This window comes from Criblamydia sequanensis CRIB-18 (genome assembly GCF_000750955.1).
Taxonomy (GTDB): Bacteria; Chlamydiota; Chlamydiia; order Chlamydiales; family Criblamydiaceae; genus Criblamydia; species Criblamydia sequanensis.
The window spans coordinates 94565-116873 of sequence record NZ_CCEJ010000009.1; the positions used below are offsets into that span (position 1 = coordinate 94565).

At 38.8% G+C, this 22309-nt stretch carries 12 protein-coding genes; 10 read left to right on the forward strand and 2 right to left on the reverse strand.

Going from position 1 to position 22309, the window contains the following annotated elements; genetic code table 11:
* Positions 1-5 precede the first annotated feature (5 nt).
* A complete protein-coding gene (locus CSEC_RS13485; protein ID WP_041018261.1) occupies positions 6-1340 on the forward strand; it encodes a LysM peptidoglycan-binding domain-containing protein in 1335 nt (444 codons plus the stop codon).
* On the opposite strand, the gene smc is transcribed toward CSEC_RS13485, so the two are convergent.
* On the reverse strand, positions 1337-4957 hold the full coding sequence (gene smc, locus CSEC_RS09670) for a chromosome segregation protein SMC (protein ID WP_053331980.1): 3621 nt from the start codon (positions 4955-4957) through the stop codon (positions 1337-1339). The two genes, CSEC_RS13485 and smc, sit on opposite strands and share 4 nt — an antisense overlap.
* Before the next feature lie 257 nt (positions 4958-5214).
* On the opposite strand from smc, the gene serS reads away from it, so the two are divergent.
* From serS to CSEC_RS09685, 3 genes are all read left to right on the forward strand, one after another.
* Entirely contained in the window at positions 5215-6489 is a 1275-nt protein-coding gene (gene serS / locus CSEC_RS09675; protein WP_041018262.1) for a serine--tRNA ligase, read from the forward strand.
* Between the two features lie 35 nt (positions 6490-6524).
* Positions 6525-7838: a M18 family aminopeptidase gene (locus CSEC_RS09680; protein ID WP_041018263.1), complete on the forward strand. Its 1314-nt coding sequence runs from the start codon at positions 6525-6527 to the stop codon at positions 7836-7838.
* A 98-nt stretch (positions 7839-7936) separates the two neighbouring features.
* Positions 7937-9970 (forward strand): hypothetical protein, encoded by a 2034-nt coding sequence (locus tag CSEC_RS09685; protein WP_041018264.1) that lies wholly within the window; start codon positions 7937-7939, stop codon positions 9968-9970.
* Between the two features lie 48 nt (positions 9971-10018).
* Here the strand turns inward: CSEC_RS09685 and CSEC_RS09690 are convergent, their stop codons facing one another.
* Entirely contained in the window at positions 10019-11347 is a 1329-nt protein-coding gene (locus CSEC_RS09690; protein ID WP_041018265.1) for a hypothetical protein, read from the reverse strand.
* A gap of 244 nt (positions 11348-11591) precedes the next feature.
* Here CSEC_RS09690 and CSEC_RS09695 point away from each other — a divergent pair, with 244 nt between their 5' ends.
* The 6 genes from CSEC_RS09695 (at position 11592) to dnaK (ending at position 21842) form a co-directional block, all read left to right on the forward strand.
* Positions 11592-12341, forward strand: a complete 750-nt coding sequence (locus CSEC_RS09695) for a VIT1/CCC1 transporter family protein (protein ID WP_041018266.1) — start codon at positions 11592-11594, stop codon at positions 12339-12341.
* 14 nt (positions 12342-12355) lie between these two features.
* A complete protein-coding gene (locus tag CSEC_RS09700) occupies positions 12356-14380 on the forward strand; it encodes a heavy metal translocating P-type ATPase (RefSeq protein ID WP_041018267.1) in 2025 nt (674 codons plus the stop codon).
* Positions 14381-14838: 458 nt separating this feature from the next.
* Positions 14839-17928 (forward strand): NAD-glutamate dehydrogenase domain-containing protein, encoded by a 3090-nt coding sequence (locus CSEC_RS09705; protein ID WP_053331981.1) that lies wholly within the window; start codon positions 14839-14841, stop codon positions 17926-17928.
* Between the two features lie 84 nt (positions 17929-18012).
* Positions 18013-19185 carry a heat-inducible transcriptional repressor HrcA gene (gene hrcA, locus CSEC_RS09710; RefSeq protein ID WP_154017683.1) on the forward strand — a complete coding sequence of 391 codons (1173 nt, stop codon included), beginning with the start codon at positions 18013-18015 and terminating at the stop codon, positions 19183-19185.
* 15 nt (positions 19186-19200) lie between these two features.
* Positions 19201-19791 (forward strand): nucleotide exchange factor GrpE, encoded by a 591-nt coding sequence (locus CSEC_RS09715; protein WP_079978036.1) that lies wholly within the window; start codon positions 19201-19203, stop codon positions 19789-19791.
* A 62-nt stretch (positions 19792-19853) separates the two neighbouring features.
* Complete coding sequence (dnaK, locus tag CSEC_RS09720) at positions 19854-21842, forward strand: molecular chaperone DnaK (protein WP_041018268.1); 1989 nt, start codon at positions 19854-19856, stop codon at positions 21840-21842.
* Positions 21843-22309 lie beyond the last annotated feature (467 nt).

Below are 22309 nucleotides of genomic sequence, written 5' to 3' on the forward strand. Positions count from 1 at the left end.
ATTTAATGAAAAAAGAGCTTCTGCAAAAAATTAAAAGATTGAGGAAAGCTCTTCTCATAAGCTGCTTTTTAAATATTGTTTTAGGGATGGTCAGTCTTTTTTTTGCTTACAAGCAAGAAAATGCGAATGCTCTAAAACCTTTTCATATCACAACAAGGCTTCTAACCAATAAGATCCTTCCTGAAGAAAATAGCCTTGGACAAAAGCTTGCCTCTCTCAAAGAGAAAAATTTCGAGGACTTGGTTTTAGCCTTAAAAGATATTACACTTATTCAAGATGGCTATAGGGAAAGAGATTTTGCACTGGCTTGTCTTGTGAAATTTCATTTTTTTAATATAGAGAAAGCCTTTTCAAGCCTTTCTTTCCCAAAGCAAAGAAGAAAAGTAATCTTTTATGATAAATCCTTAAAGAAAAATGAGATCCTCCTTTATCCCGACATTGAAGAGGCCCATTTCGAAAAAGCCTTGACTTTTGCTGAAATTGAAAAATGGCCTTTTACCTCACTTGGGCTATTTCAAAAATTGAAAGAAGAAAAAATTCAAGACCCGTCTCTGCTCTATGCCTTTCAGCTCACTACCGAATTTAAAACCATGGAAAGGCTTTTTCAAGAGGTCGCCGATAAAGTCAAGCTTACTGAATTAATCGACATCATAACCTCCGGTAAATGGTTAGATTTTCTTTCAAAAATTGATATGATCAATAAAGCGGATTTCACTTTAATTGAACTTCGCAGGAGGTTTTTGCTTGATTACATCCATAATCAGTCGGTAACCGCAGCAGAAGTATTTTTAAAAATAGACATGGAGCAAGCGGTAAAAAAAATTAGCGATAAGGACGCATTAACGATTCTTAAAATCTTAGATAAACGCTCTGCTATTTCTGCAAAATACGCTTTAAGTATGCTTGTCAGCCCAAGAAGCGATGATATTTGGATGGAAGCGGCAAGGCGGCTTTATCAATTTTCTTATGAAACCATTCCAACCGTTTTAAAAAAGAAAGAAGTCTTGGCCAGGTTTGTCCCCCATCTTTTGAAAAATAAGGAAATTGATTTCTCAAAAAGCACTCTTTCTTCTAAAGAAAGCGAATTAAAGAAAAAGCTCTTCTCTAAAGCGCCTATTGAACCCTCAAACGAAAGGGCTAAACCTAAATCCGCCTCTCTTAGTCTTCTAAAAGCTAAGGAAAAAGAAGCTCCCAAATCAAGAAAAGCTTACCTTGTTCAGGAAGGGGATTCTCTTTGGAAGATAAGCCGTCGCTTTGGGGTGGATATCAATGAAATCAAAAAATTAAATCATCTTGAAAGTGATTTTTTAAAGCCGGACACGCTAATTTCTTTGCCTTAGGTTCCAACTAAGTGCCCTGTCATTCTTTCTTTAGAAAACTCGATAGAAAGAAGCTTGGAGACGCCCTTCTCTTCCATCGATACCCCAAAGATTCTATTGCAAATCGCCATGGTTCGCTTGTTATGCGTAATAATAATAAACTGGCTTCTGTCGGTAAATTGTAAAACGACGTTTAAAAATCGCTCAACGTTGGTATCATCTAAAGGCGCATCAATCTCATCTAAAATGCAAAAAGGCGATGGCTTCACTTCAAATAAAGAAAATAGAAGAGCCATAGCTGTTAAACACTTTTCACCGCCGGATAAAAGGTTGATGGAACGCATTTTTTTGCCAGGCGGCTTCGCGATAATTTCAATACCGGCTTGAAGGATATCTTCAGATTCAATGAGCTCAAGATCCGCTTCCCCCCCAACAAAAAGAATTTGAAAGTTCTTTCTAAAATTCTCTCTTATCTTATCAAAGGTTTCCTTAAAAATTGAGCGGCTTTTAGAATCAAGCTCGGAAATAATGGCGAGAAGCTCATTTTTGGAAACCGTTAAATCTTCAATCTGATTTCCGAAAAACTGACCTCTTTCTTTTTGCTTTTCAAACTCTTCAATGGAGCTCATATTGACGCCTTGCGACTCTACTTCAAGTTCCTTTCTTAACTCTCTAAGAGACCTTTCTATACTATCAAGAGAGCCTGACAGGGAAATTGGGGCTTCATCTATTTGATCTTTCTCCATTTGGAAGCGAGTGCTTAGTTCATTCTCACAAGACCTAACATCCGTTTCAACTTCAGCTTTTTGAATAGCTATTCTGCTTGCTTCCTGTTCAATGGATTTGGATTTTTCAAGAGTTTGTTTTAAATTCTCTTCCTTCTCTTTAATCTCGCGCTTTTTCTCTTCGCAAACCTCCCCTAATTTATGGCATTCATCCAAGGCCTGCATTAAACTATCTTCAACCGATTTTAAGCTTTGCTCAAAATCTTCCGATTTATGGCTAAAGCGCTCTAACCACTCTTCACTTGCGCTCATTTCATCAAGAAGGATTTTCTTTTCTTTTTCAGAAGCGTTTTCTTTAGCTTTAATAAGCTCAACTTCATGGAGAGCTTTTTTTAGATAGTCGACACTCTCATCTAAAAGAGCTGTCATTTCAACAACTTCTTGGCGGATAAGTTTTGCTTTCTGCTCATTTTCCTGAAGCTCTTCATGGCACTCTTGCGCTCTTTTTTCTAAATCCATTCGTTTTAAAGAAGCGGCTTCATGATCTTTTTTAAGTAGCAGGATTCTTTCATGATGCTGCTTTAGAGCGGCTTTACTTAATGCGGATTCCTCTAAGAGAAGCTTCAATTCTTTCTGGTTGTTAGTAAGATCGCTAAGAGTATTTTGTAAAAAAAAGTTTTCTTCAACAAGACGCATTTCAGCTTTTCTTATGGTCTTATCAAGCTCAAGTCTTTTTTCATGCGTCTCATATTTCTTCTCTTCAAGCATCTTTAAAGTGGAGGCAAGCTCTTTTTTCTTTAAGGATACTTGCGCTTGCTTATCCTCAAGCTCCTTGATTTCAGCCTCCCTTAAAATGGGGTTCCCTTCCGTGGCTTTTCCAATGAAAACTACCTTCTTTTGGTCGATTCCGATTTCATTATTGATAAGGGCTTCAGAGCCGGGGTTATTTTCAATAAACCGAAGCCCCTCTTCAAGGCTGTCAAAGGCAAATACATTTTGAAGAAATAGCTTTTCGAAATAATCTCCCTCATCCTCATAAAGAACGCGATTTGCTGCTGTTATTTTTTGAGAAGGATTTGTTTTTTTCGATTCTTCATCAAAAACAAGAAAAGAAAATTCGGCAAGATTTTCCTTTTCAATCCATTTTAAAACATGTTCTAAATGGCTTTTTTCTACCACTAAAACGGATTGATACGGCTTTAAAAAATGATGAAGGCTCTCTAGTTTTTCTTTTTTTAATTTAAATCTTTCAAAAAGAGGGGAAATTTTATTGTAGAAAGGACTTTTGGGGTTCTTCGACTCTTCCATTAATTTTTTGCTAGCCGATGAAAACCCGACTAATTCCGCTTTTAGTTTAAGAAGAGATGAAATACGAGCTTCGATTTCAAAAAGCATTTTGTCGCATTTTCGCTCTTCGTCATCTATCTTTAATAGTTCTTCAGCGATTTCTTTGTGTTTTTCCTCAAGATCAAGAAAAAATTCTTTTTTTATGTCTATTTCTTCGACGAGATTTTTTACTGATTTTTGATAGGTGCATTTCTTCTCTTCATAAGTTAGAAGATTATTTTGAAGCTCTTTTTCACGATTGTCTATTTCCTTAAGCCTCTCGCTTAAACCTTCTTCTTTAACCTGCAAGCTTCTTAAATCAGATTCAATGCTTTTTTCTCTCTCCAGCTCTTTTAAATTTTCATGAGTTGAAATATGCAGCTTTTCCCTTAGGACTTCTAATTTTTCCTCGGATTCTTTAAAGCGGTTTCTCTCTTTGTTTAGCAAAGCTGTTTTCTCTTCGACATGGGCTTGAGAAAGGGTTATTTTTTTCTTTAGCTGCCCTTCTTGCGCTTTAAGCTCAAGCTGCTCTAATTGCATCGTTTCAAGTTTTTGCTTCCAGATGGAGATTTTGGATTTTGTCTCTTTTAATCTCTCTTCATTGGATTTTTGCTCGCGGCATCTTATTTCTTTTTCGCTTCTGACTTGGTAGACTTTTTCATTTGATTTTTGAAACTGCTTTAAAAGGGTTTCCAATAGCTCTTTTTCTGAAAAAAGAGCCTCGTCAAGTTTTGCTTTAGCAAGTTCTCCCTCTTCATAAGTTTTTTTAAGTTTATTTTCTTCACTTAAAAGTTTTTCAAGCTTATCTTTGGAACGCTTTCTTTTAAATAGAAGGAGATCGATTTCAGATTGCTGAAGCTTTTTCTTTTTTTCCTGATAAGAAACCGCGATGGCCACCTGTTTACCCAAGTGATCGATCTGTTTTTCAATTTCCCTATGAATATCGTTAGCTCTTAATAAATTTTGATCTAGGCCCTCAAGTTTCCTTAAGGCTTCTTTTTTTCGCTCCAAAAACCTTAAAATTCCGGCAGCCTCTTCAAAAATAGCCCTTCTTTCATTTGGGGTGTACTGAATAACCTGATCGATCTTCCCTTGTTCAAAAATGGAAAATGCGCTTTTTCCAATGCCTGTATCCAAAAATAGGTTTACAACATCTTTCATGCGCACTTGCTGCTTATTGATAAAGTATTCGGTTTCACCGTTTCTATGGCAGCGTCTTGCTATTTCGATTTCATTGTATTCGGTTTTAAGAAGCTGATCCGCATCTTTAAAAGAAAGGGTGACCTCGGCAAAGTTTAATGGCTTTCGAGTGTCGGTCCCGGCAAAAATGACATCTTCCATTTTTTTGCCTCGGAGCGACCTTGCAGAGGTTTCCCCTAAAACCCATCTAAACGCGTCCAAAATATTAGATTTTCCACATCCATTCGGACCTACAATTCCCGTAATGCCCTCATGAAAATCGAGAGATACTTTATCAGCAAAAGATTTAAACCCGTGTATTTTTATTTTTTTTAAGCGCAAAGGATGGTTCTCCGGAAAAAATAAATTAAGGATCTCTATGATATTTTTTTCAAAAATTAAAATCACGAGAACTCTTAAATTTAAGAAGCTTTATTCAATTTCTTAAACCTCCTTTGCTAAAAACGAAGTAACTTCCTATATCCTAAGGCTTTAAAGTCAAATCACGACTTTTTTGTTAATTAAACTTTTTAATTACTGTTTATGAATCCAGCTTTATTTAGAGCTTTATGGGCAGCTTTTAAACAGCTTGCAGAAGAAGGGTAGCCCGCGTTATAATTCGATTTCAAAAATTTTAAGTTTTTTACCTTTAACGGACGCTTTCCATGCTAGACATCAAATTAATTCGCAGCAATCCAAGTGAAATCGAGCGGAAATTACAGACAAAAGACCCGTCAATTTCCCTTGAACCCTTACTTAAGTTAGATCAACTTCTTAGAGAAAAGAAAACAAAAGCTGAAGAGCTAAAAGCACACCGAAATGAGTTTTCAAAGAAAATTGGCGAGCTTAAAAGACAAGGACAAGAGGTCAAAGAACTTATGGACAAAGTTTCCTCCATCTCAGAGGAAGCCCATAAGTTAGACCAGGAACTCGCCATTCTTGAAAAAGAATTTATGGATCAGCTTTCAAGGCTTCCCAATCTTCCTATGGATGACATCAAAATTTCTGAGGATCCAAAAGACAACGTTGTGATTAAAGAATGGGGACAAAAAAGAGCCTTCTCTTTTCCCTTTAAAAATCACCTTGAACTAAACGAAAAGCTTGGGCTTTTTGATTTCCAACGAAGCGCTAAAATATCAGGAGCGGGTTGGCCGGCCTATAAAAACTTGGGCGCAAGACTTGAATGGGCGCTTATCAATTACATGATTGAAACTCATGTAAAAAATGGTTTTACTTTATGGATGCCACCCTTACTTGTAAAAGAAGAAACTGTCTTTGGATCGGGCCAGCTTCCCAAATTTGAAAATCAGCAATTTAAACTCCATGATGAAGATTTTAAACTCTACCTGATACCGACTGCTGAAGTGGCTTTAAATGGTCTTCATGCAGATGAAATCATCCCAAGCGAAGAGCTTCCTCTTCGATATACAGCCTATACCCCTTGTTTTAGAAGAGAAGCAGGAGCTGCCGGAAAACAAGAGCGCGGGCTTATCAGGATGCACCAGTTCAATAAAGTTGAAATGTTCTGTTTTACAAAACCTGAAGATAGCAACGCTTGTTTTGATGAGATGCTAGCAAGCGCAGAAAAAATCCTTCAAGGCCTTGGCATCCACTATAGAAACACGCTTCTTGTAACAGGAGATATGTCTTTTGCCGCAGCAAGAACTGTTGATGTGGAAGTTTTTCTTCCCGGCCAAGACCGCTATTATGAAGTCTCCTCGGTTTCAAACTGCACAGACTATCAAGCAAGAAGATCTCAAACACGTTTCAGAAAAGGGAATGAAAAGCCGGAACTTGTCCATACTTTAAATGGCTCAGGGCTTGCTACAAGCCGTCTTATGGTGGCTCTTTTAGAGAATAACCAAAATGAAGACGGCTCTATTACCATCCCTGAAGTTTTGAGAAAATATCTAGGCGGCCTTGAAAAAATCGAGCCGTAGCCTTAAAAACAAATCAGTAATGCCTAAGGTGGACAATGAAAAGCAATCCAAGCGCTAATGAAAATGATCTTTTAGATTTTATTTCTAAATGCCCTACCCCATGGCATACGGTTTCTCTCTCTTCAAACCTTCTCAAAAAAGAGGGTTTTAAAGAGCTCAAAGAAGAGGAAAGCTGGCAAGGAATAAGGAAAGAAAAGAAATTTTTTATTGCAAGGGATGGATCTTCTCTTGCAGGTTTCATTTTGCCAAAAGGCGAGATCAAAAGTTTGAAAATAGCTCTTGCCCATACCGACAGCCCGGGCCTTAAATTAAAGCCTCATCCTGAAATTCAATCAGGCGGACTTTATTTACTTTCTTCTGAAGTTTACGGCTCTCCTCTTTTGACCTCTTGGCTTAACCGGGACCTCTGCCTCGCCGGAAGGGTCTTTGTTGAAGCTAAGGGCGGCCGCATTGAATCCCACCTATTGCATTTAGAAGAGTACCCTCTTGTCATCCCGCAACTTGCCATCCATCTTGATCGGGAAAGTAAAGAAAAAGGGCTGACCTTAAATCCGCAAAACCATCTTTTGGCAGTAGCTTCCCTTTTACATGAGAGTCATGAAAGCTCTTTCATGAAAATGATAGAGTCTAAAGTTAAAGCCCCTATTTTAAGCTTCGATCTTTTTCTTGTTCCCCTTGAACGCCCCCGTCTTGCCGGCATCAATAAAGAATTTATATCCGCGCCAAGGTTTGACAACCTGGGGAGCGTCCAAGCCATTCTTGAAAGTTTTCGAAAAGAATCCCAAGATGGTAATGGGGTTTTAAAGGCCTTCTTTTTTTGGAATCATGAAGAAGTAGGTTCACTTTCATCAGAAGGTGCCGAATCCACCTTCTTTCAAGACACCCTTGAGAGAATTGCAGAATCCCTCGGACTTACAAAATCAAACCTTTTGCAAATTTATAGAAATTCTTACGCACTTTCGGTAGACCAAGCTCATGCTACACACCCGGCTTTTCCTGAAAGATGCGAGCTCCAGCATCCTGTTCGCTTAGGTGAAGGCATTGTATTAAAAAATAATTCCCAAAAAAAATACGCTACCAATGCTTTTACATCAGCTATTGCAAAAACCCTCTTAAAAAATGAACATCTTCCCTTCCAGGATTTTGTTATGCGAAATGATATGCCCTGTGGTGGCACCGTGGGTTCTATATTTGCTGCAAAATCCGGAATTGCAACCTTGGATATCGGATGTCCAATGCTTTCTATGCATAGCATAAGAGAGCTTGGCTGCATGAAAGACCAGCTTACTTTAATTTCTTTTATGAAAGCCTTTTTTAGCAAACAATTACCAATTGTTTCTTCTAAATAAACTTTATTAAGTTTTCTTATTAATAAATAATTTAATTATTGACTCTAAACGATATTAAATTTAATGTATTTACTTAATAAATAAATTAAATTTTGATTATGTCTACATATTCTGTTTCTTCTGCCCATCAATCTCTTTCCCGAATTAGTTCAATTTTTCAAAGTCCTGAATTTAATAAAGTTTCTGACGAGGAGAAAGAAAAAATCGCGATTCCTTTTCTTAAAGAGATCCAGACTGTTATCAAACAATCAGCGCTCCTTAGCCGGGAAGAAAAAATTAAACGAGTCGAATATCTTGAGAAGCTCTTCAAACAGATCTCTATAAGCCCTGCTTTGAAACGATTAGCAGGCAACTTTAATCAGCCGAAATCACTAATTTTTAAAATTAAAAACCTTTGGGGCATTCATTTAAAGCAATTGCTTGGGGAACTTGATGAGAAAGCGGAGCTTTCCTTAAAAAAAGGCCTTAAACTAATTAAAAGCTGTTTTGTTTATGCTGCAACACAAGAAAAAGAAGAAGACAGAAGGCCCCTTTTTGAAAAGGGTATTTATCTTCTCAATCAACTTCTTCAAAGAGAAAATCGTTTTTTCTTAGCCCCCCTCCAGGTGGTTAAAAAAATTTCGTTTCTTTCTGAAACTTTCTTGTCCGATGAGACAAACCCTCTATTGATTCATTTGAAAGTGGTGGAAGAAGATAACAAAAAAACAAACCAACTCTGCCACACCCTAGTTTTAAGGGCAACGAGCCATTTTTTTGATTGCGTATTATGCAACCTTTTTTACAAGGATGAATCTCCCTATGAGGTCGATTACAAAGATTTTAAATCCTTTTATGACCTTGCCCTTCATGGCAAAACTGAGCTTGCTTCAAAAAACTTCCAAGAAATGGCTCAGCTTCTAAGCTTTCTTTTTCGCATTGGCTCGAAACAAAAGCTTCAAAAGCTTTGCATTGAAAAAATTAATGCTTCTCAAAACTTCTTTACTCTTTACTTTTGCCGTAACCTGATAGGAGTCGCATTTAAAAATGGCGAGCCTACATCGCTTCTTCAATTTCTTTCTGAAAATAAGATTATTTTTCAAGAAATTGGAGAAATCGATATCACTGCTTTCAACTCATTGAAAGAGCTAGAATTTAAAAAAATAGCCGAATTTTTTCCAAAAGCGGTTCACTTAAAACTTAAGTTCGATGCCGGTTTTATCCATTCAATTTGGAATGATTTAAAAACTCAACTCTTTAATTTTAGAGAATTTTCAATTGAGTTTTGCTCTCAAGAAGAATCTACCCTAGAATTACTAAGGAAAGCCTATTTAGGCTTTGATAAATCCCATTTTCCAGAAGTATCCTTTCACTTAAAAGGACTTAAATATCTTTCACATTCATCTCTTATGCAAATAGGGCAAGCTTCGGGTGAAAGTATTTTTTCAGCTAATTTCGAAGGGTCTAATTTAAAAGATCACGAAATGAAAGAAGCGCTCGCTTTATTTAAAAATCTTAAAGATCTCACCCTTGCTAAATGCATCTCAATGGGTACTGAATCGATCGGAGCCATTAAGAACCACTTAAGGAAGTTACAAAAGCTCTCTTTAGAAGCACCGGGAAGCTATAAACTTAATGATCAGGACCTTATCTCCATTCTTGAAACCAACCCGTCGATTGTAGAATTGAATCTTAATTGGCAGACAAATATTACTTCTGTTTCTCTTTTTAAAATTGCCGAGACCTTGCATGATCTAATCTCGCTTGATATAAGACACCTTTCTAGAGTGAATCTGGATTCTATTCTTGAGGTGGCTCTCAATTGCAAAAGCCTAACCCAGATTCTCATGGATTTTTGCGCACCCACCAATGCCACGTCAAAAAATGAAGTAGCTAAATTTGAAACTTATCTTACAATTATTGCAAAGCAACAAAAATTAAAGCGCCTCTCTTTCGTCGGAATTTTAAATAGATGTTATCAATTTAGTGCAGCTTTATTGCAGGAAATTTCCGAAGCTCGAAAAGAGCGTTTAGATATGGAAATTTTACCGGACTATCTTGGCAAAACAGAGAATGAGAGAAAAATTCGCGCGCTCCAATATCCAAAAATCATTTTTAGCAGCTCGGCACTAATATTCAGTAAACATAAAGTCTAAAAGAAAAAGAGATAGGCGAAAACTTCAAGAGTTTGCCTATCCCTTAAGTTATTGAAGCGGTTGATTAACGGCCCTTACCCCTGAGGATATTTCTTCCATAGCGCCGGATAGAGCTTGCCACATGCTGGTCAAATCACCCGGATCGGGCATGCTTGCTACATACTTTAGAAGAGTTTCAGAAAAATCAACTCGTTTGTCCGGCGGTAAAGTATCCAGAACGCTTCTCATAGCCTGAAGCAACTCTTTTCTTTTATCGTCAGGTACGCCGACTCCATTTAATAAATCCCTCAATTCACTTTCTTGCAAAGTTCCCCCTTCAACATGAATGAAAAGGGCAATAGCATTTGCAAGGGCAAACAATTTCGCGTAAACAACAGCATCGGCCAGTTGTTCGGCGGTAAAGTTTTGAGCTCCCGGAATACGTGTTTGAATTAAATGAGCTAGAGCTTCGCTGTTGCCGATTTTTGCTAAAACTTGGGCTGCGAATTCATTCGCGAAATCTATGGTGGGAGGTTTTGCTCCGTTGTCTTTTTGTTTTAGGTAAAGCATGATGGACACATCCTTAATCATATCCAGCACAAAGAAATTAATGACAGGAAGCATTTGCGCTTGAAGAATAGGGGGCAATTGACTCAAATTTTGATCAGAGATCGGATTCACGCCCACTTGATTGCTAAGCTGATTTGCTTCAATAGGCTGTAAAACAATTTGCTGGGCAAGCGGCATGATGACAAGAGCTTGCATTAAAGCTGCGCTCAAGACATTCCTTGCAAGGGCTGTGTCTTCAATATTTGAAGCTCCTGCCCTGTGGAAATAGTTATCCACAATCAGCTTCGATGTGTTTTGAACTTCTTCAATTCTTTGCGGTACGGTCAAGCTTCTTAAATACTCTTGATAGGTACCGGCATCCCTTGGTGTGGCTTGAAGTTCAATCGATCTTGTATCAAGCCAGGTGATATAACTTTGAACATTATCTCTTTGCTGTTCCTGGTAAGCTTTTTGATCATTGATAATTTGTTGTTTTTCCCGATATTCTTTATCCGCTTTTATCTGTTCTTGAATATTATCACTCCAAGCGTCAAGCATTTGCGAGATAACGTCATTTTTCGCATTTTCAATTTTAATTTGAAGGGCGACATTTTGCTCTTCAATTGTTTGCTGTCCTATCTGATTTGAGAAGTTAGGGCCGAATAACATGGGACTTCCGGCAAGAAGATTGACAAGAATTTTTTCTTGTTCGCTTTTTGATAATGAGTCGAGTTTGGTATCCCCTGAATAGACCTGCCCATCAACTGTATAAACGCCTTCAAGTGAACCTAGTTCATAGATATTAAATGTGTTTCCACCTGTGCCACCTGTAATGCCTTGTTGGCTCATAGTATTCTCACTTTGTTAAAATGGCGGTGTTTTCTTCAAAATTTAGCTCTTGAGATGAAAGTTAACGAGGGAGAAAAGGAATTTAGGGAAAAATTCATCTCCTACACATTATATATTATATCAATTTTTTCTTTAAAATACGATTGATGAATGAATTATAAAGTGATAAATTTTATTAAAAATGATATGGTTTTTATAATATCTTTAAATTAGATGACTAACCCTTGGAAAGGGAAAATTATCCATGAGCGGATCCCATTTTGATAATAAAGAAGCCATTCATCATGTCGTTGAAAAACAAGCACAAGGAATTGTTGATGCGGCAGAAGTTCATGGAAGAGAAATTCCTGGAAACTTATTCGCTTTTGCCGATTCCGCTAAGGAGTGCGCAATTATTCTAGGAGTGCTAGGGGTTCTTTCCCCCTTTTTTATCGACTCCTTTTCTTTCACATTCCGCTTTTTTCTTATCTTTGCAATTGCGCTAATAATTTGGAAAACCTTTAGAAGCGCGCTTTTAGGCTGGTCTCGGCTTGAAAGGCTGCATCGAATTATTGCTCAGGAAAAGTGGGAAATCGAGCATCATCGCACCCAGGAAAAAATAGAACTAAAGGCACTTTACGAAGCCAAAGGCTTTCAAGGCTCCCTCTTAGATGAGGTCGTCGAGGTTCTTATGGCAGATGGAGATAGGCTTTTAAAGGTAATGGTTGAAGAAGAGCTCGGCTTAACTCTTGAAAAACAAGAACACCCCTTAAAGCAAGCTATGGGAGCTGCCTTAGGCTCTTTTTTAGCGGGAATTATGATCCTGCTTGCTTTTTACTTTTTTCCATCTCACGGAAGCTCAATTGCAGCTCTTTTTATTATAGGAGCATCGGGGGCTCTTGCCGCCTACTTTGAGAAAAATGAAACCCTTCCGGCCATTGTTTGGAATATCGGGCTTGGTATTTTAGTCATGGGATCCTCGTACTTTTTAGCTCAATTTTTTCAAACATTTTGAATAAGGCTTATCTCATGACTACAGCTGAAGCAAGCGGTGGAGACGCTAAACCCCATTTAAAGCACCCTATTTTATTTGAAGACTTTTTTGAATTAGGTTTAAGTGAAGACTCAAGCCCCTTTTTAACTCCTGAATCTAGAAAATGGGGAAAAAACCTATCTTTAAAATCAGCCGTTCTTAGCGCTTTTTTCTTATTTATAGCTTTCATTTTGAGTTTTTATAAAGAGACGGAATCTCTTTCCAATGTATTTCTTATTGCGGTTTACTTTTTTGTCGGCATCCCCTCGCTTATAGAATCGCTCGAAGATCTTGGCCAATTTGATATCAACATCGATGTTTTGATGACTTTTGCAGCCTTTGCGTCTATTTTTCTTGGCGGGGCTTTGGAAGGCGGTTTATTGCTTGTTTTATTTGCTCTTTCAGGAGCCATGGAAGAAACGGTAACCGAAAAAGCGAAATCTGCCATTGGAGCCATAAAAAAATTAGCTCCAAGTTCAGCCATGGTGCTTTTAGAAGATGGAAGAACAAGCGAAAGAGCTGTTAAAGACATTGAAAGCGGCACCCTTATCAGCATTAAATCCGGACAAGTCATCCCTCTCGACGGTAAAATTAAAGAAGGCTTTTCAACTCTTGATCTCGCTCATTTGACAGGAGAGAGCGAACCCCAGGCTTGCAGAGTTGGAGATGAAGTACCGGCCGGCGCTCAAAATTTAGAGGGCGCACTTGTGATTGAAGTTTTAAGAACAAGCAATGAATCTACACTTGCCCGTATCATAAGGCTTGTAACAGAAGCTGAAGAAGCAAAGCCAAAATTGGAACGTTGGTTTGATAGATTAAGCAAAGGCTATGCGATTTCAGTCATAAGCTTGTTTGTCCTATTTTCTTTAAGCTTTCCCTTCATTTTTAACCTCCCTTTCCTTGGAAATGAAGGTTCCCTCTATAGGTCTTTAGCCTTTCTTATAGCAGCTTCCCCTTGCGCTCTTATTATCGCCTTGCCAACAGCTTATTTAAGCGCTATCAGCGCTTCTGCAAAAAAAGGGGTTCTGCTTAAAGGAGGTGTCAAGTTAGATGATCTCGCAGAATGCAAAGGAGTGGCTTTCGATAAAACGGGCACATTAACCCATGGCAAGTTAAAGATGAAGGGATACAAAACATTGGATGAGCCTTCAAAATTTTCTGAAGAGTTTATTCTTTCTATTGCAAGGTCCCTTGAGCAAAAAGCGCTTCACCCGATTGCTAGATCAATCGTTCAATATGCGGACGACCATCATGTCCTTCCCTACCCCATAGAAAACTTTCATGCCATAGCCGGCAGTGGACTTACAGCTACGGCCAAAAAAGAGGGAAAAGTTCTAAACGTTGCGATTGGAAGCATTTCTTTTATAAGAACCTTCCTTGAAGACTCTCAAAAAGCCGCTTTAGAAAAAGCCTCTAAAGACTTAGAAGAGGAAGGGCTTATTCTAGCGGCTTTAAAAATTGAAGATGAAGCCATCCTATTTTACTTTGAAGATGAGATTAGGCCCGGCATGGCGGATTTATTAAACGAACTAAAGAATAAGTTCCACTTAGAACTTTTTATGTTGACAGGCGACCATAAAAAAAGTGCCGAAAAAGTAGCGAATGCGGTTGGTATCACTCATGTTTTTGCCGGCTTAAAGCCGGAAGACAAGCTTCAGTTAATTTCAGAAAAAAATGCAGAGATGAAAATCGCTATGATCGGCGATGGGGTTAACGATGCTCCCGCTTTAACTCGTGCAAATGTCGGCATCGGAATGGGAAAAGTGGGTTCTAATGCCGCAATTCAAGCGGCCGATATTGTTTTACTGCATGATAATCTCGACATGCTTGGCTGGCTTTTTGCTAAAGCTAAAAAGACAAAAAAAATTGTGATCCAAAACCTCTCTCTTGCTCTCCTTGCGATTATTGTAGCAAGCTTGCTTGCTTTGGGCGGAATTATTCCTCTTTGGCTAGCTGTTGTCTGTCATGAAGGTGGCACAGTCCTTGTCGGATTAAATGCTTTAAGGCTCCTGAAGGATTAATTTATCTTATAAGGCTTTTTTAAGGTCCTCCACAAGCTTAAACCCCTGATTAACGCCTAATCCAAAGGCCAAGCGCAGCAAGGTGTCAGCCGGGGCATTGCCGAAAGACAAAGATGAAAAAGATATGACTAACTGGGGATGATTGCCTGTGAGCGTAATACGGTTTATTTAACCTTCTTAATAGGGCGCTCTTTTCCGATCGATTAGTCGCTTGAGGCGAGATTAGGAGCAATCAGGGGTTAAAGATCAACGTCCATATGATATGTCATTAAAGTTAAGAGATTTATGAAATTTCATCAAATAGTTGCGGGATGGGGTTTTACATAAATAACTTAAGAAAATCGTTAAGCTTCTCCCACGCAAAAAAACAGATTAATTCTCTCTAAAATCTTTTTTTGGTAAACTCAAAATAGGAAGATTTCGTGTAGGTTTGGCAAATAATCGAAAAGGAGCCCTTGATGCGTCAAGAATCTTCAAATCAGGAGAGCCAGGAACTTGAGCCCTCAATAAAACAACGACTTCAGGAAACTATAAAGAACGAAAGTCGTCGTTTTGAAGAGTGCTACTCATGGCTTGAAGAGGCGATGTCTCCTGCTTTTTTTGAAGAATTTGGACGAGAAAACGTGATGCTGATTGTCCATAGCTTAATGGGCTTTCACCTTCAAGATTACTTTTCAACCATTCATCTTAAAAGAGCGGCAATTTGCATCTGTCTTGATAGCCCCGATGCTGATTTACGAATCTTAAAAAATTATGCGTTTTATGGGATAAAATACTACCAGACCTTCATCTCTAAAGAACATTTCCCGGGAACTTCTGAAAACGTTCGAATTGCCATCCTCCTCTTTACCGGAGCGCAAGATCTTTCATGCGAGATAGGCTTTCCCAAAGAAGAAAAAGAAAAGCTTAAGGCTTATTGCCAGGAAAAAAACCCGAATCTAACCCAAGATGAATTTTCAGATCTCTTTAACGCGGTCAGCCCAAGGTTTATTCGCTCGCTTAGCACTGAGCGTTTAGCTCTCGCCCTTGATTTATTTTTAAGAGCCAAGACAAGAGATAATTGCCAATATGAAGTTCGCTATAATGAAGATTGGGAAAAAACGGGCGACCCTTCCATGCAAATCGTCTTGGCTTGGAGAAATTGCCCTAAGCATAACTTTTTATACAGGCTTGCAAGAACCATTCATAGGCACGGGCTAACTATAAAAAGGGTAAATGCCACCTACATTGATCCCTATAGCCGTCAAAATATTTTAATTATGGCTTTAGGCCTTCACGGAAGTGATGGAAAAGCAGCTTGGGATGTTGCCGATATTCCCGATTTCCTAAGAGAGCTTGTGACCGTAAAGTATTTTGCAAGCTTTGATCTGATTGATGAAAAATTGGTGAGTAAAGGCATCATTTCCGGAACAATGGGTAATCTTTTAAGAGCCATTGTCAATTTTGCCCATCAAGGGTTAGTTCACTTAGACCCTAATTTATATACCATTGAAAATATAGAAGAAGCTCTCTGCCGCCACCCTGAGCTTACAGGACAGCTTGCTGCCGCTTTTAAGTATAAATTCGATCCGAATAATCATGACTATATAACCTATCTGAACATCAGAGGAAAATTTCTTGACGATGTTGAAAAGTTAGACACGGGTCAGGAAGTAAACGACATCAGGCGTAAAAACGTTTTAAGACAAGGGATGAATTTTATCCACCATACCCTTAAAACTAACTTCTATCGATTAAACTTCACAGCTTTTAGCTTTAGGTTAGACCCTAAATACTTAGATGAGCTCCCCTTTGACAGAAAGAAAAAATTTCCGGATCTTCCTTACGCCATCTTTTTTATTAAAGGAATGCATTTTTTCGGATTCCATATTAGATTTAAAGACCTTTCAAGAGGCGGTTTAAGGACTGTCATTCCAAAAGAGCATGAAGATGCCGTCATAGAAAGAAATACTATTTTTACCGAATGTTATAATCTGGCTTATACCCAGCACTTTAAAAATAAGGATATCCCAGAAGGCGGCTCTAAAGGCGTTTTATTTCTTCTCCCCTTCCAAAGGATTGAGTCGGAATCCGCTATTTTGAAAAAAGAGCTCATTGACGCCTTTATTAGCGAAGAAGATATCGTCTATCAAGTAGAGCGTTTTCAAAAAGAGCAGAATGAAGAATTCCTCTACCAAGCGCAGCGATCTTACATAGAGAGTTTAATCACCATAGTAAATTGCGACCCTGACGGAAAAATAAGGGCTAAAAATATTATAGATTATTGGAAGCGTCCTGAATACTTATACCTCGGCCCTGATGAAAACATGCACGACGGCATGATTGAATGGATTGCCGACTTTAGCAAAAAGTATCACTATAGGCCTGGCTCATCTTTTATCTCAGGCAAACCAAAAATTGGCATCAACCATAAAGAATATGGCGTGACCTCCCTTGGCGTTAATGTTTACATGGAAGAAGTGCTTAAATATCTCGACATTGATCCAAAAGTTCAACCTTTTACCCTTAAGATGTCCGGGGGACCTGATGGAGATGTAGCCGGCAACCAGATAAAAAACCTTTACCTCCTCTACAAAAACACAGCTAAGCTGTTAGCAATTACAGATGTGTCCGGAACTATCAATGACCCTCACGGGCTTGATCTTGATACCTTATATGAGCTTTTCCGCCAAGGCAAACCCATTAAGTACTACCCTCCTGAAAAATTGCATGAAAACGGTTTTTTATTAGATCGGCAAGCGAAGCGTAGCGAAACCGCTTTTGCCCAGCAAACGCTTTGCTGGCGAAAAAAACAGGGTGTCTTACAAGAAGAGTGGCTCTCCGGAAGTGAAATGAATCACCTCTTTAAGAATAACGTTCATGAAACGAAAGCCGATATTTTTATACCAGCCGGGGGCAGGCCAAGAACCTTAAATGAAGGGAATATCAAAGAGTTTCTCGATGAAAGAGGCGAGCCGACAGCCAAAGCCATTATTGAAGGGGCAAACCTCTATCTTACCCCGAAAGCAAGAGATATTTTGCAGGATAAGGGCTGTCTTATTGTTAAGGATAGCTCGGCAAATAAGACAGGAGTTATTTGTTCTTCTTTTGAGGTGCTCTCAGGTTTAACCCTTGGAGATAAGCTTTTCTTGGAAAATAAACGAAGCCTGGTAAAAGAAATTTTAGAAAGACTAAAGCTCTGCGCTTTTAAGGAGGCTGAGCTTCTTTTGAAGACACATAAGAAAAAAGGAATCAAATTAACGGAAATTTCAAACGCTATATCCGTTAGAATTAACCACTTTACTTATGAAATCCTGGATTATCTAGATCCTATTGCTCTACCTAAAGATCCCAATCACCCTCTAAATTTAAGCTTTTTTGATTACTGCTTGCCCATTTTAAGAGAAAAATACAAAGACCTCCTTCTTTCAGAAATCCCTGAACATCACAAAAAAGCCATCATTTCAGCTCATATTGCGGCTAATTTAGTCTATGCAAAAGGGTTGGATTGGCACCCCTCTGTCGTGGACATTTTACCCCTTTTATTGAATAAGCAGACAAAAATTTAGCAATCTATTATTTTGACTGCTAATTCTTATTGACTGATTTTTTTCTTCATTTTACAATTAGTGGTATAAAACAAAGGGTTGGCTTTGAAAAACGCCATTGTTAAAGAAAAACGCTCGGTTAAGCAAAAGAGAGAGAAGCTCGTACTTTTCGGGGTGATTGAGCACTATATTAGAACAGGTAAAGCTGTCGGCTCAAATACCTTAAAGGAAGCAGGCTTTAAGACCCTAAGCTCGGCTACGATACGAAATTACTTTGCTACTTTGGAAAAAGAAGGCTTTTTACTCCAACAGCATATTTCAGGCGGGCGCATTCCAACGGAGAAGGCTTACCGTTATTATGCCAATGAGGTGTTTGAAAAAGAAAGCGTTAAAGAGCCTATCGCCAAATTAAAGCCATTGGCCGCTTGGGATTCAAAAGAAATTACGGCCTTATTACAGTTTTCAGCAGAGACAGTAAGCGATATAACAGGCCTTGCCACTTTTATTTCGGCGCCGAGATTCGACCATGATTTTATAGTGGATTTAAAGATTGTACCTTTGGATCTCTCAAGAGCTGTATGTTTGATTATTACAGAATTTGGCAGTGTAAAAGCAGAGATCATTAAAATCGATTTTAAACTGACCAACTTCATTATAAAGAGAGTTGAGGAGTATTTTCAGTGGCGGCTAAAGGGCTTTGAAAAACCTGAGCATTTAACCGCTGAGGAAGAGTCTTTCGCAGAATCTGTCTATAATGAAATGGTCGTACGATTTGTAGTGGGGCATACGACGTTTTTAAGCGAGGATTTGATTCGGGTAGGATTTTCAAAGCTTTTAAGCCTATCAGACTTTCAGGAAGCCAAAGAAGTGGCGCCAAGCCTTGCCCTTTTTGAAAATACGCAGGCCATGCGTCTTTTATTACGGGAGTGCTTTAGGAGAAATAAACCTCAAGTGTGGATAGGAGAAGATTTAAAGTCTTATTCCGAAATAAAACCAGAATGCGCCGTTATGGCGGTCCCCTACCATATTAACCGGCAGCCGATTGGCGCAATTGGGGTGCTAGGACCTATTAGAATGCCTTATAAATCGCTTTTTGGATTGCTTGAGCAAGCCTCATCACTTGTAGGAGGAGCTCTCACAAAAGCCATTTATAAATTTAAGATTACCTATAGGCAGCCTGATAGAAGTTTATCCCAGATTATACAGGAAGAAAAAAAACTTCTATCGGACTATAAACCGATGCTGCTTGAAGATAAAAGTATTAATAAAAATGTTTAGGAGAAAGTACAGTCGATGAGCGAGCAAGAGTTAGATGATGATTTAAAAGAAAATCAAGGGCAGGAAGAAACTCATTGCTGCGCCAAAGGAAAATGCTCTAAAAATCAAGAAGAGAAACGGGTGCCTTTGACAGTCAATATCACAGACCTTGAACTTGAATCTTTAAAGCATGAGTCAAGAGACTACAAAGACAAATACCTACGCGTCCTTGCAGAATCCGAGAACGCGAGAAAAAGACTCCTTAAAGAAAAGCAAGAAATGATTCAATACGCGCTCCAGAATCAAATCCTTGAGTTTATAACTCCGATTGACCAATTGGAAAATGCTTTAAAGCATGCCGAAAATTCCTCGCAAGAAATCAAGCATTGGTGCATGGGTTTTGAGATGATTCTATCTCACTTTAAAGAAGTCTTATCGGCAAACGGAGTCTACCCTTTTACCTCGATTGGAAATGCGTTTGACCCCAATTTACACGAAGCTGTAGATGTCATTGTTACCGATGAACATCCGGATGGAATCGTCATAGAAGAGAGTTTAAAAGGTTACAAAATGGGGGATAAGGTTATCCGCCCGGCACGAGTTAAAGTTTCTAAAAGTCCTAGCTAAGCTACGATTTGAACAAAAAGCTTTTTTATTATTAATGTTTTTTCAGGGAGAAGAAAATCCTTATGACTACAAAAAAGAAAGGCAAAATAATCGGTATCGACCTTGGAACGACGAACTCCTGTGTTGCGATCATGGAGGGAGGCCAGCCCAAGGTAATTCCAAATGCTGAAGGAAGCAGAACCACACCTTCCGTTGTGGCCTTCAAAGGGAATGACAGGTTAGTCGGGATCCCGGCAAAAAGACAAGCGGTCACAAATCCGGAAAACACGATTAATTCTTCCAAGCGATTTATAGGCCGTAAATTTGATGAAGTGACATCCGAATTGAATAACATCGCCTATAAGGTAGTGGCAGGCCCAAATGGAGATGCGGTTTTCCAAGTGGGCGATAAGACTTACTCACCGGAAGAAATTGGCGCTATCATTCTTCAAAAAATGAAGCAAACAGCTGAAGACTACCTCGGCGAGCCTGTCACAGAAGCTGTAATCACAGTCCCGGCTTACTTTAACGACTCTCAAAGACAGTCTACAAAAGACGCCGGTCGAATTGCAGGGCTTGATGTTAAGCGTATTATTCCTGAGCCGACAGCTGCCGCATTAGCTTACGGCCTTGATAAAGAGCACACGGATAAAAAAATCGCTGTATTCGACCTTGGCGGCGGTACCTTTGATATTTCGATTCTTGAGATCGGCGATGGCGTTTTTGAGGTATTGTCAACTAACGGGGACACACACCTTGGCGGCGACGATTTTGATAACGAAATCTTGAAGTGGATGCTGGAAGAATTTAAAAAAGAAAACGGCATCGACTTAAGAAACGATAAAATGGCGCTTCAAAGACTTCGTGATGCGGCTGAAAAAGCAAAAATCGAACTCTCAGGAACCCAGTCTACAGAAATTAACCAACCTTTTATCACAATGGACGCAAGCGGTCCTAAGCACTTATCTCTAACATTGACAAGAGCTAAGCTTGAAAGCTTGACTCATAATCTTATTGAAAGAACAAAAGAGCCTTGCCTTAAAGCTTTAAAAGATGCAGGAATTTCAAAAGACGACATCGGCGAAGTGATTTTAGTCGGCGGTATGACAAGAATGCCGGCAGTTCAAGAGATTGTAAAACAAATCTTCGGAAAAGAGCCTCATAAAGGGGTTAACCCGGATGAAGTTGTAGCCATCGGCGCGGCTATTCAAGGAGGTATCTTAGCTGGTGAAGTTAAAGATATCCTGCTTTTGGATGTGACGCCTTTAACTCTTGGCATTGAAACTTTAGGGGGCGTCATGACGCCTATTATCGAACGAAATACCACCATTCCGACTCAGAAAAAACAGATCTTTTCAACAGCTTCGGATAACCAGCCGGCTGTCACCATCCGCGTTCTTCAAGGAGAGCGTAAAATGGCCAATGACAACAAAGAGATCGGCCGGTTCGACCTAACCGATATCCCGCCGGCTTCAAGAGGCACGCCTCAAATTGAAGTAGCCTTCGATATTGACGCAGATGGTATCTTGCACGTATCAGCTAAGGATATTGCCACCGGAAAAGAGCAGAAAATAAAAATTGAAGCAACCTCCGGTTTAACAGAAGATGCGATTAAACAAGCTATTAGAGATGCTGAAATCCATAAGGAAGAGGATAAGAAAAAGCAAGAAGAGATCGAAATAAAAAATGGCTCCGACTCTCTTGTCTTCCAAGCGGAAAAAGAACTTGGCAAGTATAAAGATAAATTGCCAAAAGAAATTGTTTCAGACATTGAGTCCCGCATTACGAAATTAAAAGAGGCCATAGCCTCGGGCGATCTCAATCGTATGAAAACTGCAAAATCCGAACTTGAAACGCATCTTCAAAAAATTGGAGACACTTTAGCGCAAGCTGCAAGCGCCCAAAGCACAGCTGGAGCGGCTCATGCCCATCCTGAAGCTGAAATGAATCCGGAAGATAATGGTGGAGACAGAAGTTCTCATCAACAACATCACCATCATCATAAGCCGGATGAAGAAGTGATTGAAGAAGCCGATGTTGAAATCATTGACGATAAGAAAGACAACAAATAAAACTTCTTTGAATCTCGAAAGGCCCTCATTAGAGGGCCTTTTTTTGATCCCACTGTTTTTGTGCCGATTTTTTATAAATTTTAAAAGCTATAAGAGTATGTGATTGCTTTGAATTTGGTAGACTACCAGTATTCTCGCAAACTTTAAAATAGCCTAAACTTGGGTAGCTTCGAGTCTTAGGTGTGTTTCTCTAAGTATTCGCCAAATCAGGTCTTTTGGGTTAAGCTCAAAAAAACTTTTTACCTTGAAAACAAGAAAATCTTACCTTTATCTAAACAAAAAAATTGCTAATATCCTGATTTCCAAATTCTGAAGTTGTCAAACAACTTCTCCAATAGTTAAAACTATTTTTTTAAAAAAAACCTCAACTAAAATTACATAGCTAATCAAATTATTTAGTTTATTTTTTTTAAAATATTTTTAAAAAAATAAATACTTAATAAAAAATTAAGATTTTTTACTTAGTT

Excerpts from the sequence above, each read along its gene's own strand:
- CSEC_RS13485 (WP_041018261.1), top strand. The coding sequence starts at position 6 with ATGAAAAAAGAGCTTCTGCAAAAAATTAAAAGATTGAGGAAAGCTCTT.
- serS (WP_041018262.1), top strand. The coding sequence starts at position 5,215 with ATGCTAGACATCAAATTAATTCGCAGCAATCCAAGTGAAATCGAGCGG.
- CSEC_RS09680 (WP_041018263.1), top strand. The coding sequence starts at position 6,525 with ATGAAAAGCAATCCAAGCGCTAATGAAAATGATCTTTTAGATTTTATT.
- CSEC_RS09685 (WP_041018264.1), top strand. The coding sequence starts at position 7,937 with ATGTCTACATATTCTGTTTCTTCTGCCCATCAATCTCTTTCCCGAATT.
- CSEC_RS09690 (WP_041018265.1), bottom strand. The coding sequence starts at position 11,347 with ATGAGCCAACAAGGCATTACAGGTGGCACAGGTGGAAACACATTTAAT.
- CSEC_RS09695 (WP_041018266.1), top strand. The coding sequence starts at position 11,592 with ATGAGCGGATCCCATTTTGATAATAAAGAAGCCATTCATCATGTCGTT.
- CSEC_RS09700 (WP_041018267.1), top strand. The coding sequence starts at position 12,356 with ATGACTACAGCTGAAGCAAGCGGTGGAGACGCTAAACCCCATTTAAAG.
- CSEC_RS09705 (WP_053331981.1), top strand. The coding sequence starts at position 14,839 with ATGCGTCAAGAATCTTCAAATCAGGAGAGCCAGGAACTTGAGCCCTCA.
- CSEC_RS09715 (WP_079978036.1), top strand. The coding sequence starts at position 19,201 with ATGAGCGAGCAAGAGTTAGATGATGATTTAAAAGAAAATCAAGGGCAG.
- dnaK (WP_041018268.1), top strand. The coding sequence starts at position 19,854 with ATGACTACAAAAAAGAAAGGCAAAATAATCGGTATCGACCTTGGAACG.